Consider the following 15,673-nt stretch of genomic DNA (forward strand, 5'->3'; position numbering starts at 1 on the left):
TTGGCAGGTGGCGCTTCGCTTACCTGCCCTACAAATAATTCATTACTCTGGTAACTGGCTCTTGCGGCTACGCATGCGCGAGCCAATCCAGAACACCAGCGCCACAGACAGTACCGCAGGGAAGAAGTTAGAGCCGATATCCGGATATTCCGCGCGAACCACGGTGCTGTACAGCAAGACGCCCAGGATAAAGCAGGCAGCGGCCAGCCCCGGTAACCCCACCGGCATGGTGCGGTTCAGGTAACGTTGATGCAGGCAGTAAACCGTCAGCACCAGCGCAATAAGCGGGAAAATCGAAAACGGAACGATGGAGCTAAAAATAGCGGCAAACGTACCATTAATGGATAAGCCAGCGATCAATGCCAGCAACAGCGTCCCTTTATCCTGACCTGACTGTTTCATTACTCACCTTCACTCTTCGGTTTGATGTGCCAGTTTCTCTTGTTCACGGCGATACCAGTAGTACGCGCCTTTGGAGATCATCCTGAGCTGCAATACCAGTCGCTCTTCGAGCTGCTTGCGTTGTTCAATGCTGACATCCAGCGCTTCGGCACCCGCGCTGAAAACAATCGTCACCATCGCCTCAGCCTGTGCTTCAGTAAACGCACGCGGCATATGGTTTTCGAGTTCAAGATAGTCGGCAAGTTCCGCGATGAAATGCTGAATTTCACGCGCGACGGCGGCACGAAACGCCGCCGATGTGCCCGAACGCTCGCGCAGAAGAAGACGAAACGCGTTGGGGTTATTGCCGATAAATTCCATAAAGGTCGATACGGAGGTGCGGATCACGCTGCCCCCTTTGGCGATACGCTGACGCGCCTGGCGCATCAGCTGGCGCAGCATCAGACCGCTCTCGTCGACCATGGTCAGGCCCAGTTCATCCACATCACGGAAATGACGATAGAAGGACGTTGGCGCAATCCCGGCCTCGCGTGCGACTTCGCGCAGGCTCAAACTGGCAAAACTCCGCTCAGCACTCAGTTGACTGAATGCGGCTTCCACCAGCGAACGCCGGGTTTTCTCTTTTTGTTGTGCTCTTACGCCCATCACGATAGTTGAATCCTTCCAAAGGCCTGATGGCACTATACCAGAGAATAAAATTAATCTGTTTGCCTGGCTTTGTGAATGATTGTTTACGTGCGGTTTGTGCTCCACTGCCGGAAAAAAGCACAACGATAATTGGGTTACTCTGGCAATGATGTTATGATTCTGTTGCTTTTATGTATAAGAACAGGTAAGCCTTACCATGCCACATTCCTACGATTACGACGCAATAGTTATTGGTTCCGGCCCCGGCGGCGAAGGTGCTGCTATGGGTCTGGTGAAACAGGGAGCCAGAGTAGCGGTCATCGAGCGCTACCATAATGTCGGCGGCGGTTGCACCCACTGGGGCACCATCCCTTCGAAAGCCCTCCGCCACGCCGTTAGCCGCATTATCGAATTTAACCAGAACCCTCTTTACAGCGACCACTCCCGACTTCTTCGTTCATCTTTTGCTGACATCCTGAATCACGCGGATACCGTTATTAACCAGCAGACGCGCATGCGTCAGGGGTTTTATGAGCGTAACCACTGTGAGATTTTGCAGGGCAACGCGCATTTTGTGGATGAACACACCCTGGCACTCGAATGCCACGACGGTTCGGTTGAAACCATCACGGCTGAAAAATTTGTGATTGCCTGCGGTTCACGCCCATACCATCCCGCCGACGTGGACTTCTCGCACCCGCGCGTTTACGACAGCGACTCGATTCTGAGCCTGCACCATGAACCCCGCCACGTCATTATCTATGGTGCAGGGGTCATTGGCTGCGAATATGCGTCGATCTTCCGCGGAATGGACGTCAAAGTTGACCTGATCAACACCCGCGACCGCCTGCTGGCGTTCCTCGATCAGGAGATGTCAGATTCCCTCTCCTACCACTTCTGGAACAGCGGCGTGGTGATTCGCCACAACGAAGAGTACGAGAAAATCGAAGGCTGTGACGACGGGGTGATCATGCACCTGAAGTCCGGTAAAAAGCTGAAAGCCGATTGCCTGCTGTACGCCAACGGTCGCACCGGCAACACCGATTCACTGCAGCTGGAAAATATCGGGCTTGAAACCGACAGCCGCGGTCAGTTGAAGGTCAACAGCATGTATCAGACCGCCCTGCCGCACGTTTACGCGGTTGGCGACGTGATTGGTTACCCAAGCCTGGCCTCCGCCGCTTACGACCAGGGGCGCATTGCGGCTCAGGCGCTGGTAAAAGGCGAAGCGACGGCGCACCTGATCGAAGATATTCCGACGGGCATCTATACCATCCCGGAAATCAGTTCAGTCGGCAAAACCGAGCAGCAGCTGACGTCAATGAAGGTGCCTTACGAGGTAGGTCGTGCGCAGTTTAAACATCTGGCGCGGGCGCAAATCGTGGGGATGAGCGTGGGAACGCTGAAGATCCTGTTCCACCGCGAGACGAAAGAGATCCTCGGCATTCACTGCTTTGGTGAACGCGCGGCGGAAATCATTCATATCGGCCAGGCGATAATGGAGCAGAAAGGTGGTGGTAACACCATTGAGTACTTCGTTAACACCACCTTTAACTACCCGACCATGGCGGAAGCCTACCGGGTAGCGGCACTAAACGGCCTGAACCGCCTGTTTTAACGCGCTGTCAAAATGGCCATCCATGGAACTACGGATGGCCTCTGCCAGCTGCTCATAGCGGCTGCGCAGCGGTGAACCCGGACGATACACCAGGCCGATAGTGCGACGCGGCTCCGGCTTGATGCACGGCAGATAGACCACGCCATCACGTTTACGCTCGCGCGGCACCGCCAGCGCAGGCAGCAGCGTGATGCCGCTTCCCGCCGCGACCATATTACGCAGCGTTTCCAGGCTGGTTGCGCGGAAATGGGTATCCTCATCCGCACCCGCTTCAAAGCAGAAGCCCATCGCCTGATCGCGCAGGCAGTGGCCATCTTCCAGCATTAGCAGCTTTTCACCGGCCAGATCGGACATCGGTACACGATCGCGGTTCGCCCACGGGTGATCTTCATAGATCGCCAGCATCATCGGCTCATCGAACAGCGGCACTTCAATAAACGCTTCGCTCTCTTTCACCAGCGCCAGAATGGCGCAGTCGAGCTTGCCGCTATCTAACTGCGCCAGCAGCTGATGGGTTTGCGCTTCATGCAGGTACATTTCGAGTTTCGGGAACGTCTGGTGCAGCATCGGAATGATGTGCGGCAACAGGTACGGGCCAACGGTTGGGATCAGGCCAATATGCAGCGGGCCGGACATCGCTTCCCCCTGCTGGCTTGCCATTTCCTTGAGCACTTTGACCTCGCGCAGCACGGTACGCGCCTGATCCACCAGCAGAAGACCTGCCTGTGTGAACAGAACCTTACGACTGGTGCGCTCCAGCAGCATCACGCCCAGCTCGTCTTCCAGCTTGCGGATCTGACCGCTCAGCGTGGGCTGGCTGACGTGGCAGGAATCTGCCGCGCGGCGAAAGTGACGATGCTCGGCTAACGCTACCAGGTATTCAAGATCACGAATATTCATTATTCATCCTCCGTCGCCACGATAGTTCATGGCGATAGATAGCATAGCAACGAACGATTATCCCTATCAAGCATTCTGTTGAATAATACACCACATAGACGAGGCGGCACGTGTTTGACCCAAAACGACCCCGCACCGTCAGCGAGTTTCTCTCAAAACTCGAACAACTAAAGCCAACGTGAACTTTTGCGGACCCCGTGGTCCGCATTTTTTTTGCGTAAAAAAGCCTGGCGCTAAGCCAGGCTCCGTTTTTCTCCCTCTCCCGGTGGGAGAGGGCCGGGGTGAGGGCACCAGCCCGCACTATTCAAATCAAACCAACCGGTTTTTCGCATCCGCAATCGCCTGCGCCACCTGCTTCGGCGACACGCCGCCTTTCGCCGCACGCTTATCCAGGCAAGACTGCAGCGCCAGAATCGGATACACATCATCCCCGATAACCGCGCTGAATTTCTGCAGGTCGGCCAGCGCAAGATCTTCCAGCGGTTTACCCTGACGAATGGCTTCCACTACCGCTTCACCCACAATATGGTGCGCTTCACGGAAAGGTACGCCTTTCGCCACCAGGTAGTCCGCCAGCTCGGTGGAGTTTGCATAGCCCTGCTGCGCCGCTTCCTGGCAACGCGGACGTTTCACCTGAATGCCGTCCAGCACCAGCGCGCCCATATGCAGGCAGTCCAGCCAGGTGTCGAGCGCGTCGAACAGCCCTTCTTTGTCTTCCTGCATATCTTTGTTGTACGCCAGCGGCAGCCCTTTCAGGGTCATCATCATACCGGTCAGCGCACCCTGCACGCGGCCACATTTGCCGCGGATCAGCTCCAGCGCGTCCGGGTTTTTCTTCTGCGGCATCAGGGATGAGCCTGAGGTCACGCGGTCGGACAGCTCGACGAAGCCCGCTTCGCCAGAGTTAAAGAAGATCAGATCTTCGGCAAAGCGCGACAGGTGCACCATCCCGATAGAGGCATTGGAGAGCAGCTCCAGCACGTGGTCGCGGTCGGACACGCTGTCCAGGCTGTTACGGGTGGCGGAAGCAAAGCCCAGCCAGCCTGCCAGCTGTTCGCGGTCGATTTCATACGCCGTACCGGCCAGCGCGCCGCTGCCCAGCGGGCTGACGTCCAGACGTTTCAGGGTATCCTGCAGACGGCTTTCATCACGCGCCAGCATCTCAACGTAGGCCAGACACCAGTGCGCAAAAGTCACCGGCTGCGCGCGCTGCAGGTGGGTATAACCCGGCATCACCGCGTCCTGGTTGTTCTGCGCGGTCTCCACCAGCGCGCTCTGCAGCTGACGGTTGGCCGCTAGCAGTTCACCGACGGTATCTTTACACCACAGCTTCAGGTCGGTGGCGACCTGGTCGTTACGGCTGCGCCCGGTGTGCAGCTTTTTACCGAGTTGGCCGACTTTGTCGATCAGTTTGCCTTCCACCCAGCTGTGAATATCTTCAGCATCGCTTTCGAGGATCTGCTGCGGGTTGAGACGCACCTCTTCCAGCAGGTTATTCAGCGCATCTTCCAGCTGTAACTGTTCGTCCGCGGTCAGTACGCCCACCGTCACCAGCGCTTTGGACCAGGCCACAGAGCCGACAATATCCTGTTCGGCCAGGCGGTAGTCGAAGCGCAAAGAGTCGTTGAACTGTTTGAACCGCTGATCCGCTGCCTGTGTAAAACGCCCACCCCAAAGTGCCATAACATGCTTCCTTAATATCTTTGAATTTCATTGCCCGGTGGCGCTGCGCTTACCGGGCCTACAAAACATTAAATCGATTACGCTAAAATACGCGTGCCAATCGGCGTGCCGTTAAACAGTGCCGGGAGCTGCTCCGCGTGGCGCCAGGAGGCGATATCCACCGGGCGGCCCAGCGTGCGTGCGGCATCCAGCGCGGCGTTCACTTTGACGATCATGCCGTCGGTAATAATGCCCTGAGCAATCAGCTGCTCGGCTTTCTCAGCCGTCATTTCCGCAATGCGCTGGCCTTTACCGTCCAGAATGCCGCTCACGTCGGAGAGCAGGATCAGATCCGCACCCAGCGTTGCCGCCAGTGCCGTCGCCGCCTGGTCCGCATTGACGTTCATCAGCTCGCCCTCTTCGGTCACGCCGATGGAGCTCACCACCGGCAGGAAACCCCCTTCCAGCAGCGTGTTAATCAGCTTAGGCGAACCTGGCTGCGCCAGTCCAACGTGGCCGAGCTCTTCGTCGAGCTGGGTCACTTTTACGCTGTCGCCATCGCCCAGATAGAGGCCAACGGACGCGATGTGGTGTTTCTTCGCCCACGCCAGCAGCGTTTTGTTCGCCGTACCCGCCAGCGCACCGGTAATGATGTCAATCTGGTCAGCAGGCGTCACGCGCAGGCCGTTTTTCTTTTTCACCGGCAGGTTGAGCCCTTTCATCAGCTCATCCACCACGCAGCCGCCGCCGTGCACGATCACCAGCGGACGCTGGTGTGATTCGCGATAGTTCACCAGCGCGGTAAACAGACGCTCCAGCGCTTCTTCGCTGTCCAGCAGTACACCACCGAGTTTGATAATTAATGGGTTCATCATCACACCTTAAATAAGAGCCTGCGTTTCCGGGAAACCGAAACGAATATTTGCACACTGCATTGCCTGTGCGGCAGCGCCTTTGAGTAAGTTATCTTCCGCGGCGACAACGATGAGATGCTCGCCCTGTACGGCAAAGCCGATGTCGCAGAATGGCAGGCCGACTACGTTTTTCAGCGCCGGCACGCCTTTGTCGTACAGGCGCACCAGCGGTTTATCCGCATACGCCTGGGTGAAGACCTCGTTCACCTGCTCTTTGGTCACGCCGGGCTTCAGGCGGCAGGTAATAGTTTCGAGGATCCCACGCGGGAAGCTGCCCAGGTGCGGGGTGAAAATCACCTCGGCGCCCAGATGGGTTGTGATTTCAGGGTGATGACGGTGATTAAACACGCCATACGGCTGAAGGCTCACTTCGCAGAAGCTGTTAGAAATAGCGGCCTTGCGCCCTGCTCCGCTCACGCCGCTGGTGGCGTTGATCACCGGCCACTGGCTCAGATCCAGCAGGCCCGCGTCGATCAGTGGCTTCAGTGAAAGCTGCGCCGCCGTTGGGTAGCAGCCCGGCACGGCAATCAGATCCGCTTCTTTCAGCTTGTCTGCGCTCCACTCCGCCAGGCCGTACACCGCTTTTTCAAGCAGATCCGGGTGCTGATGAGCGAAGCCGTAATATTTTTCGTAAAACGCGCCGTCGTTAACGCGGAACGCGCCGGAGAGGTCGAACACCACGCAGCCGGCGGCCAGGAACTGCGGCGCCAGGTCGTGGCTGACCTCGTGCGCGGTGGCTAAAAACACCACGTCGACGCCGTCGGTAAACTCGCTGATGTCAGACATGGGCTGCAGCGGCAGATCGACAATGCCCAAAAGCCACGGATGCAAATCGGAAATTAACTTTCCTGCATCATTGCTTTGCGCTGACACGGTCAAAGCGGTTATGGTCATATGTGGATGGCGATTCACGTAGCTTACAAGCTCTGCGCCCGCATAACCGCTAGCGCCTACAATCAGCGTATTCAACATCGGGTTCCTTTATGCTCAACGTTAATGTATTTTTATTCACATTTATTGCATGAATATTGATACTATCACGACCTAAGGTGTGTCAACAATGAAAATGAACTTACCGCCATTTATCGAGATCTACCGCGCCCTGATTGCCACCCCGTCCATCAGCGCAACGGAAGAAGCGCTGGATCAGAGCAATGAGTCTTTAATCAATCTGCTGGCGGGTTGGTTTAGCGATCTTGGGTTTAACGTTGAGGTTCAGCCCGTCCCCGGAACACGCCACAAATTTAACCTGCTCGCCAGCACCGGAACCGGTGCGGGCGGCCTGCTGCTGGCCGGTCATACCGACACCGTACCGTTTGACGATGGCCGTTGGACGCGCGATCCGTTCACCCTGACCGAGCACGACAACAAGCTCTACGGGCTGGGCACCGCCGACATGAAAGGCTTCTTCGCCTTTATCCTCGACGCGCTGCGTGACGTGGACGTGACGAAGCTGAAAAAACCGCTCTACATTCTGGCGACCGCCGATGAAGAGACCAGCATGGCGGGCGCGCGCTACTTCTCTGAAAACACGTCGATTCGCCCGGATTGCGCGATCATCGGCGAGCCGACTTCTCTGCAGCCGATCCGCGCGCATAAAGGCCATATTTCTACCGCCGTGCGCGTGTTGGGCCAGTCAGGCCACTCCAGCGATCCGGCGCGCGGCGTGAACGCCATCGAGCTGATGCATGACGCCATCGGCCGCATCATGACCCTGCGCGACGACCTGAAAGAGCGCTATCACTACGAGGCGTTCACCGTACCGTATCCAACCCTGAACCTCGGCAGCCTGCACGGCGGTGATGCCTCCAACCGTATCTGCGCCTGCTGCGAACTGCATATGGACATCCGCCCGCTGCCGGGCATGACCCTGAGCGATCTCGACGGCCTGCTGAACGAAGCGCTGGCACCGGTAAGCGAGCGCTGGCCGGGCCGCCTGACGGTCTCCGAACTGCATCCGCCGATCCCGGGTTACGAATGCCCGCCGGACCATCAGTTGGTTGAAGTAGTGGAAAAGCTGCTGGGTGAGAAAACCGACGTGGTGAACTACTGCACCGAAGCGCCGTTTATTCAGACTCTTTGTCCGACGCTGGTCCTTGGCCCTGGCTCGATCAACCAGGCACACCAGCCGGACGAATATCTGGAAACCCGCTTCATCAAGCCTACCCGCGAACTGATTACTCAGGTTGTGCATCACTTCTGCTGGCATTAATGACGTTTCCCCTCTCCTGGAGAGGGGAAAATCCCGCGATCTCCGTCACATTTCCATAAGCATCTCTTATCTGACGCAATGCGAATTAAATTTCGTAAATTGCCCGCATTTATTCGTTTGCTGAACCGTTTTCGCAGCAATTGACGACGGGGGTTTTACGTGGCTTTATAAAGGGAGATGACAAAATAATGTCCAGAAAATTTTCGCCTGGGCATAAACAAAAATGATGGGGTGACTGGGTTTTTATGAACGAACAATATTCCGCGTTGCGTAGTAATGTCAGTATGCTCGGCAAAGTGCTTGGAGATACCATCAAAGATGCGTTGGGGGAGAACATCCTCGACCGCGTTGAAACCATCCGCAAGCTGTCTAAATCTTCCCGTGCCGGTAACGAGGCCAGTCGTCAGGAGCTGCTCACCACCTTGCAGAACCTCTCTAACGATGAGCTGCTGCCCGTTGCACGCGCATTCAGCCAGTTCCTGAACCTGGCCAACACCGCTGAGCAATACCACAGCATTTCGCCAAACGGCGAAGCGGCCAGCAATCCGGAAGTCATTGCCCGCACCCTTCGTAAACTGAAAGACCAGCCAGACCTCAACGAAGCCACCATCAAAAAAGCGGTGGAATCGCTTTCGCTGGAGCTGGTGCTGACCGCACACCCAACCGAAATTACCCGTCGCACCCTGATCCACAAAATGGTGGAAGTGAACAACTGTCTTAAGCAGTTGGATAACAAAGACATTGCCGACTACGAACGCAACCAGTTGATGCGCCGTCTGCGCCAGCTGATTGCCCAGTCCTGGCACACCGATGAGATTCGTAAGCATCGCCCAAGCCCGGTCGACGAAGCCAAATGGGGCTTTGCGGTGGTGGAAAACAGCCTGTGGGAAGGGGTGCCTAACTACCTGCGCGAGCTGAACGAACAGCTGGAAGCAAACCTTGGCTACCGCCTGCCGGTCGACTTTGTTCCGGTGCGCTTCACCTCCTGGATGGGCGGCGACCGCGACGGTAACCCGAACGTAACCGCGGAAATCACCCGTCACGTCCTGCTGCTGAGCCGCTGGAAAGCGACCGACCTGTTCCTGAAAGACATTCAGGTGCTGATCTCCGAGCTGTCGATGGTTGAAGCAACGCCTGAACTGCGCGCGCTGGCCGGGGAAGAAGGTGCCAGCGAGCCGTACCGTTTCCTGATGAAAAAACTGCGTGGTCAGCTGATGGCCACGCAGGCCTGGCTGGAAGCGCGTCTGAAAGGTCAGCGCCTGCCGAAGCCAGAAGGGCTGCTCAGCCAGAACGAACAGCTCTGGGAGCCGCTCTACGCCTGCTATAAATCACTGCAGGCCTGCGGGATGGGCATCATCGCCAATGGCGAACTGCTCGACACCCTGCGCCGCGTGAAGTGTTTCGGCGTGCCGCTGGTGCGTATCGACGTACGTCAGGAAAGTACCCGTCATACCGAAGCGCTGGGCGAGCTGACCCGCTATCTCGGCATCGGCGATTATGAAAGCTGGTCCGAAGCCGACAAACAGGCCTTCCTGATCCGCGAGCTGAACTCGAAGCGCCCTCTGCTGCCGCGCAACTGGGAGCCAAGTAACGAAACCCGCGAAGTGCTCAACACCTGTAAAGCGATCGTTGATGCGCCGAAAGGATCGGTGGCCGCCTATGTGATCTCCATGGCGAAGACCCCGTCCGACGTGCTGGGCGTTCACCTTCTGCTGAAAGAAGCGGGAATCGACTACGCTCTGCCGGTCGCCCCGCTGTTTGAGACCCTCGACGACCTGAACAATGCCAACGACGTCATGAGCCAGCTGTTGAATATCGACTGGTACCGCGGCTTTATTCAGGGCAAACAGATGGTGATGATTGGCTATTCCGACTCCGCTAAAGATGCGGGCGTGATGGCGGCATCCTGGGCGCAGTATCAGGCGCAGGACGCACTGATCAAAACCTGCGAGAAAGCCGGTATTGAACTGACCCTGTTCCACGGACGCGGTGGTTCAATTGGCCGTGGCGGCGCACCGGCGCACGCAGCGCTGCTGTCGCAGCCGCCGGGAAGCCTGAAAGGCGGCCTGCGCGTCACCGAGCAGGGCGAGATGATCCGCTTCAAATACGGCCTGCCGGAAGTGACCATCAGCAGCCTGTCGCTCTATACCAGCGCGATCCTGGAAGCAAACCTGCTGCCGCCGCCGGAGCCGAAAGCATCCTGGTGCCATATCATGGACGAGCTGTCTGATATTTCCTGCGATCTGTACCGCGGCTACGTGCGTGAAAACAAAGATTTCGTCCCTTACTTCCGCTCGGCCACGCCTGAGCAGGAGCTGGGTAAACTGCCGCTGGGCTCACGTCCTGCGAAGCGTCGCCCAACCGGTGGCGTAGAGTCTCTGCGCGCGATCCCCTGGATCTTTGCCTGGACGCAGAACCGTTTGATGCTGCCCGCCTGGCTGGGTGCCGGCGCCGCGCTGCAAAAAGTGGTGGAAGACGGCAAACAGAACGAACTGGAATCCATGTGCCGCGACTGGCCGTTCTTCTCTACCCGTCTGGGTATGCTGGAGATGGTCTTCTCGAAAGCTGACCTGTGGCTGGCGGAATACTACGACCAGCGTCTGGTGAAGCCAGAGCTGTGGGCGCTGGGTAAGGAGCTGCGCGAACTGCTGGAAGGTGACATCAAGGTGGTGCTGGACATCGCCAACGACTCACATCTGATGGCGGACCTGCCGTGGATCGCCGAGTCTATCCAGCTGCGTAACATTTACACCGACCCGCTGAACGTCCTGCAGGCAGAGCTGCTGCACCGTTCGCGTCTGGCGGAAGAGGAAGGTAAAGAGCCGGATCCGCGCGTTGAACAGGCGCTGATGGTGACGATTGCAGGCGTTGCGGCGGGTATGCGTAACACCGGCTAATGCTTACGCCCGGCGGCGCTGCGCTTGCACGGGCCTACGATAAGTAGGCCGGGTAAGCGTTAGCGCCTCCCGGCAATACCCTGGTATCCACCATGCACCACGACATTACCCACATCCTGACTGACCTGATCAACGGCACAATGCCTCTGCGTCAGGTGCATTTTGCAAATCCTGCGACCTCCGCCCCCGAACTTGCCTTGCAGGTCGATTTTCCGCGTCTGGAGATGGTGATCGAAGGTTCGATGAAAGACCTGGCTGACTGCGTTTTACAGCAGGGTGATGTTTTATACGTCCCGGCTGGCGGCTGGAATAATCCACAATGGCAAGCCCCCGCAACCACGCTGAGCATCCTGTTTGGCAAACAGCAGCTTGGGTTTAGCCTTTTGCACTGGGATGGTGTAGACGTTCGTAACCTGGCAAAGCAGCACGTTGCCCGCCGCGGTCCGCGCATTGGATCGCTTCTCTTACAGACGCTCCATGAAATGCAGATGCAACCGCACGAGCAGCAAACCGCGCGGCTGATTATCGCAAGCCTGCTTAGCCACTGCGTCGACCTGCTGGGGAGTCAGATCCAAACCGCCTCCCGCAGTCAGGCTCTGTTTGAAGCGATTCGGGTCTATATTGATGAACACTACGCCACTCCGCTTACCCGGGAATCCGTCGCGCAGGCGTTTTATATATCCCCAAACTACCTGTCGCATCTGTTCCAGAAAACGGGCGCAGTGGGTTTCAATGAATACCTGACGCATACTCGGCTGGAACACGCGCGCCAGCTGTTGAAAGGGTATGATTTAAAAGTGAAAGAGGTGGCGCATGCCTGCGGATTTGTCGACAGCAATTATTTCTGCCGGTTATTTCGCAAGAACACGGAGCGTTCGCCGTCAGAGTACCGTCGCCAGTATCACAGCCAGCTCACCGGGAAGGCCGCTAGTCCAGAATGACCTGAGTATGCTGCGGAGCGGATAGCATTTTACGCACCGCGCCCATTACCTTTTGTGGGTCACGTAAAAAGGCGTTAATACCGCACTTCACGTAGCGCGTATGCTCGAAACGTTCACTGCCCGCCAGTTCGATGTCAGTAATGAGCAATACGACATCGGCACGCTGAATGTCCTCTTCCGTAAGCTCGCTCTCAACGCCCAGCGCTCCCTGCGTCTCGATGTTAACGCTCCACTTCTCCTGCTGGCAGAGCTTTTCCAGCCGTTCGGCAGCCATATAGGTATGTGCGACGCCACTGACGCACGCGGTCACCGCAACCAGATGACGTCCCGCTATCACTGTCATATTCAGCCTCCCAGGGTAACATTGAAACCTTCGCGCTCGGCCAGTTGACGCATCGCTGACACCTCATCTTCTGTCGGCGGGCTCGCTTGCCGCATTCCCCACTCCTGTCCCAGCAGACGGTATTTTGGCTCCCCATACTGATGGAAGGGCAATAAATGCAGATGCCGTATTCCTGAAGGTAGCAGGAAAGCCAGCACGCGCGCCATGTTCGTTTCGTTAAGCGTATAGCCAGGAATAAGCGGGACGCGGGGGATCACGTTTATCCCGTCAGCCACCAGTTGGCGGAAATTATCCAGCACTCTGGGAAGATTCATTGCCACAATTGATTGGGCCAGCGCCGTGTCCATGATCTTCAAATCAAACAGCACTTCATCACACTGGCGGGCCAGCGGCATGAGTCGGGACAACGGCGCATCGCCTGCCGTTTCGATGGCCGTATGCACGCCGAAACGACGCAGCCTCTGTAGAAGCCGTGTCGCGAAAGGCGCCTGCAGCAACACTTCCCCGCCCGAAAGCGTCACCCCGCCTCCCGAGGAACGAAAGAAGACATCGTCTTTCATCACCTCGTTTTCCAGCTCATCCAGGGTCACATCGCGCCCGATGTGCTCGAACGCGCCGGAGGGACACTCCTCAGCGTCCCGCAGGCAGGGAGCACAGTGGAGGCATTTGCTCTCCCGACGTACCGTCTCGATTTTCGGGGAGATCGACTCCGGATTCGCGCACCACGGACAGCGGTGAGGGCAGCCTTTAAAAAAAACTACCGTGCGGATGCCGCGTCCGTCATTTAATGAGTAGCGCTGGATGTTGAAAATACGCGCCACGTCGACGCGCGTTTCAACCACGTCACAGCTGATGCGCTGTGCGGCGGATAATGTCATCCTGGATCTCCTTCGATAACTCAACAAAGAAGGCGCTGTATCCGGCAACGCGTACCACCAGCCCGGCAAAATCCTGCGGACGCTGTTGCGCTTCACGCAATGTGTCCGCATTCACCACGTTGAACTGGATATGCTGCAACTTAAGCTGGGTGAAGGCGCGAAGGAAATCCGCCAGCTTTTGCAGCCCGGTGTCGCCTTCCAGCGTCGCAGGGGTGAATTTAACGTTTAGCAGCGTGCCGTTAGATAAAAGATAGTTGTCCAGCTTACTTACCGATTTCAGTACCGCCGTCGGCCCCTGCATATCTTGCCCCAGCATCGGCGAGAGCCCACCGTCTGCCAGTTGCTCCCCGGCAAAACGGCCATCGGGCGTTGCCCCCACCACCGCCCCCAGCGGTACGTGTGCCGATACGGTATAAGAGCCGGGCGTGAACTGCCCGCCGCGCGGGTTCCGGTATTTTTCGACCTCTTTACAGTAGTGGCGAAGCAGTTCAGCGCTGATGTTGTCGACATCATCGATATCATTGCCGTATTTTTCGAAGCGATTGATCAACCGGGCGCGGATTTTTTTGCCCTCAGGCGTGGCAAAGTTAGCGTTTAACACGGCTAACAGCTCGTCAAAACTTAAGCGCTGCTGTTCAAACACCAGCCCTTTCAGGGCATGCAGCGAGTCGCTCAAATTCGCTATCCCGATCCCCTGCACGCCGGAAAAGTTATAGCGTGCGCCACCGTCGGTAATGTCTTTCCCTGATGCCAGGCAATCGCTGATAAAAGAAGAGAGCAACGGCACCGGAGCCCAGTCACGATGGCCGATATCGCAGATATTGCTCCCCTCGACCATCAGCGCAATGTAGTGATTAATTTTGTCGCGAATATGCTCCAGCAAGCCTTCATAACTCAGCCCTGCGTTGCCTTCGTTCTCCTGCATCGCGATTTCCATCACCTTCAGCAGGTTAAACATCGCGATATCGTGCAGACCGTAGGTTTTCCCCGGAATCGATAGCTCTACACAGCCAACCACCGCGTAGTCGCGGGCATCTTCCAGCGACACACCCCGATTGAGGAAGGCAGGCACCACCACTTCATCATTGAAGATCTGCGGGATGCCGGTACCCAGGCGGATCGTCTCCGCCGTTTTCAGCAGGAAAGGCCGGTCGATAAGTTCGTTAACCCGCACGCCGAGGTTCGGCTGCGGAAGCTGAACGCTCTGGTAAGCATCCAGACACAGGAAGGAAAGCACGTTCACCGCGCTACGCCCGCTCTCCGTCAGGCCGCCCAACAGTGCGGTATACCCTGTCGGGAACCCGGCAAAATAGCGGGCGCTGCTGGTCGAGCGTAAAAGCACCACGTCATTGCACTTCACCCACAGCGATTCCAGAATCTCTTTCAGGAACGCGGGATCTTCGCCCTGTGAGAGCGAGGCCTGATAAAAGGGCAGCATGTACTGGTCAAAGCGCCCGATAGAGAGCGAGCTGGCGTTGGATTCATACTGCAAAATGACGTTCATGTACCAGAACAGCTGACACGCTTGCCAGAACGTTTGCGGCTTATGCTGCGCGTTGTGGCGGGAGATCTCTGCCATCTTCCGTAATTCTTCACGCCGTGAAGCGTCATCACAGACGGTTGCAAGCGTTTCAGCCAACGCGGCGTAGCGCAGAATATGACGCTGGGACGCTTCAAGCAGAATCTGCGCGGCGGCATAAAACGTGTTCTGCGCATCGCGGGCGCAGCGTTCGCGCAATTCCTCCACCAGCGCACCCAGGCCATTATTGAGCAGGCGTGGATAATCAATAATGATATGCCCCTGCCCTTTGTCCGTCTGGTTGACGCTGAAAATTTGCGTCCCCACAGCGGCTTTCACCTCATCCGTCATCTGGCTGTTAATGAAATCCTTCATGGACCGTTTTTCCCAGTAGGGGTACAGCACGTCGCGGTAGGTCTGCTTGTCCTCATCGCTGATGTCAAAGCGGTCCTGCGGACGCGTGGAAAACTGGTCCAGCTCCTTAAGCAGCCAGTACGGATCCATCTCAGGAGACATGATGCCCGCACGCGGTTTAACGGTCCGGTTTCCGGCAATCAATTCCTCATCACGAATCGCGATGTTCACATGGTCAAGAATGTACGCCGTGGCTTTTGCACGCCTGAGGATAACCGGCTCGCCTTCCGTCTGCTGGTGGCTGGCGGTATAGAGCAAAGCACGCTCAAGCGAGATTTCACGTGGGCTGGCAAAAAGTGCGTCTTTCAAACGCTGGGTACGATTCGTCATGAGGGAACTCCTGTAA

General features: G+C 57.0%; 13 protein-coding genes. 4 read left to right on the plus strand and 9 right to left on the minus strand.

Annotation, left to right across the window (positions count from 1 at the left end; genetic code table 11):
* Positions 1-42 precede the first annotated feature (42 nt).
* Together V1566_RS02285 and fabR are read right to left on the minus strand one after the other, a co-directional pair.
* The gene (locus tag V1566_RS02285; RefSeq protein WP_008501783.1) at positions 43-402 is read right to left on the minus strand and encodes a YijD family membrane protein; all 360 of its coding nucleotides are present in this window, start codon (positions 400-402) and stop codon (positions 43-45) included.
* A gap of 9 nt (positions 403-411) precedes the next feature.
* Positions 412-1,050: an HTH-type transcriptional repressor FabR gene (fabR, locus tag V1566_RS02290; RefSeq protein ID WP_008501784.1), complete on the minus strand. Its 639-nt coding sequence runs from the start codon at positions 1,048-1,050 to the stop codon at positions 412-414.
* Between the two features lie 196 nt (positions 1,051-1,246).
* Between fabR and sthA the strand changes: the two genes are divergently transcribed.
* Positions 1,247-2,647, plus strand: coding sequence for a Si-specific NAD(P)(+) transhydrogenase (gene sthA, locus V1566_RS02295; protein ID WP_008501785.1), 1,401 nt, complete (start codon positions 1,247-1,249; stop codon positions 2,645-2,647).
* On the opposite strand, the gene oxyR is transcribed toward sthA, so the two are convergent.
* The 4 genes from oxyR to argC form a co-directional block, all read right to left on the minus strand.
* Positions 2,621-3,547 carry a DNA-binding transcriptional regulator OxyR gene (gene oxyR / locus V1566_RS02300; RefSeq protein ID WP_395304953.1) on the minus strand — a complete coding sequence of 309 codons (927 nt, stop codon included), beginning with the start codon at positions 3,545-3,547 and terminating at the stop codon, positions 2,621-2,623. The two genes, sthA and oxyR, sit on opposite strands and share 27 nt — an antisense overlap.
* A gap of 309 nt (positions 3,548-3,856) precedes the next feature.
* Positions 3,857-5,230 (minus strand): argininosuccinate lyase, encoded by a 1,374-nt coding sequence (argH, locus tag V1566_RS02305; protein ID WP_336667189.1) that lies wholly within the window; start codon positions 5,228-5,230, stop codon positions 3,857-3,859.
* 77 nt (positions 5,231-5,307) lie between these two features.
* Positions 5,308-6,084 carry an acetylglutamate kinase gene (argB, locus tag V1566_RS02310; RefSeq protein WP_090420882.1) on the minus strand — a complete coding sequence of 259 codons (777 nt, stop codon included), beginning with the start codon at positions 6,082-6,084 and terminating at the stop codon, positions 5,308-5,310.
* Positions 6,085-6,090: 6 nt separating this feature from the next.
* Positions 6,091-7,095, minus strand: a complete 1,005-nt coding sequence (argC, locus tag V1566_RS02315; RefSeq protein ID WP_395304954.1) for an N-acetyl-gamma-glutamyl-phosphate reductase — start codon at positions 7,093-7,095, stop codon at positions 6,091-6,093.
* Between the two features lie 88 nt (positions 7,096-7,183).
* On the opposite strand from argC, the gene argE reads away from it, so the two are divergent.
* From argE to V1566_RS02330, 3 genes are all read left to right on the plus strand, one after another.
* The gene (gene argE, locus V1566_RS02320) at positions 7,184-8,335 is read left to right on the plus strand and encodes an acetylornithine deacetylase (protein ID WP_008501790.1); all 1,152 of its coding nucleotides are present in this window, start codon (positions 7,184-7,186) and stop codon (positions 8,333-8,335) included.
* 245 nt (positions 8,336-8,580) lie between these two features.
* Positions 8,581-11,232: a phosphoenolpyruvate carboxylase gene (gene ppc / locus V1566_RS02325; RefSeq protein ID WP_395304955.1), complete on the plus strand. Its 2,652-nt coding sequence runs from the start codon at positions 8,581-8,583 to the stop codon at positions 11,230-11,232.
* A 92-nt stretch (positions 11,233-11,324) separates the two neighbouring features.
* The gene (locus V1566_RS02330) at positions 11,325-12,173 is read left to right on the plus strand and encodes a helix-turn-helix transcriptional regulator (RefSeq protein WP_395304956.1); all 849 of its coding nucleotides are present in this window, start codon (positions 11,325-11,327) and stop codon (positions 12,171-12,173) included.
* On the opposite strand, the gene V1566_RS02335 is transcribed toward V1566_RS02330, so the two are convergent.
* The 3 genes from V1566_RS02335 to V1566_RS02345 are packed head-to-tail and all read right to left on the minus strand — an operon-like array spanning position 12,160 to position 15,657.
* Positions 12,160-12,516, minus strand: coding sequence for a PTS fructose-like transporter subunit IIB (locus V1566_RS02335; protein ID WP_032662759.1), 357 nt, complete (start codon positions 12,514-12,516; stop codon positions 12,160-12,162). The genes V1566_RS02330 and V1566_RS02335 overlap by 14 nt on opposite strands.
* 2 nt (positions 12,517-12,518) lie before the next feature.
* Positions 12,519-13,394, minus strand: coding sequence for a [formate-C-acetyltransferase]-activating enzyme (locus V1566_RS02340; RefSeq protein ID WP_395304957.1), 876 nt, complete (start codon positions 13,392-13,394; stop codon positions 12,519-12,521).
* Entirely contained in the window at positions 13,360-15,657 is a 2,298-nt protein-coding gene (locus V1566_RS02345) for a formate C-acetyltransferase (RefSeq protein WP_395304958.1), read from the minus strand. Before V1566_RS02345 ends, V1566_RS02340 begins: the two co-directional genes overlap by 35 nt.
* Positions 15,658-15,673 lie beyond the last annotated feature (16 nt).

This window comes from Enterobacter sp. ECC-019 (assembly GCF_043974075.1).
Classification (GTDB): Bacteria; Pseudomonadota; Gammaproteobacteria; order Enterobacterales; family Enterobacteriaceae; genus Enterobacter; species Enterobacter asburiae_D.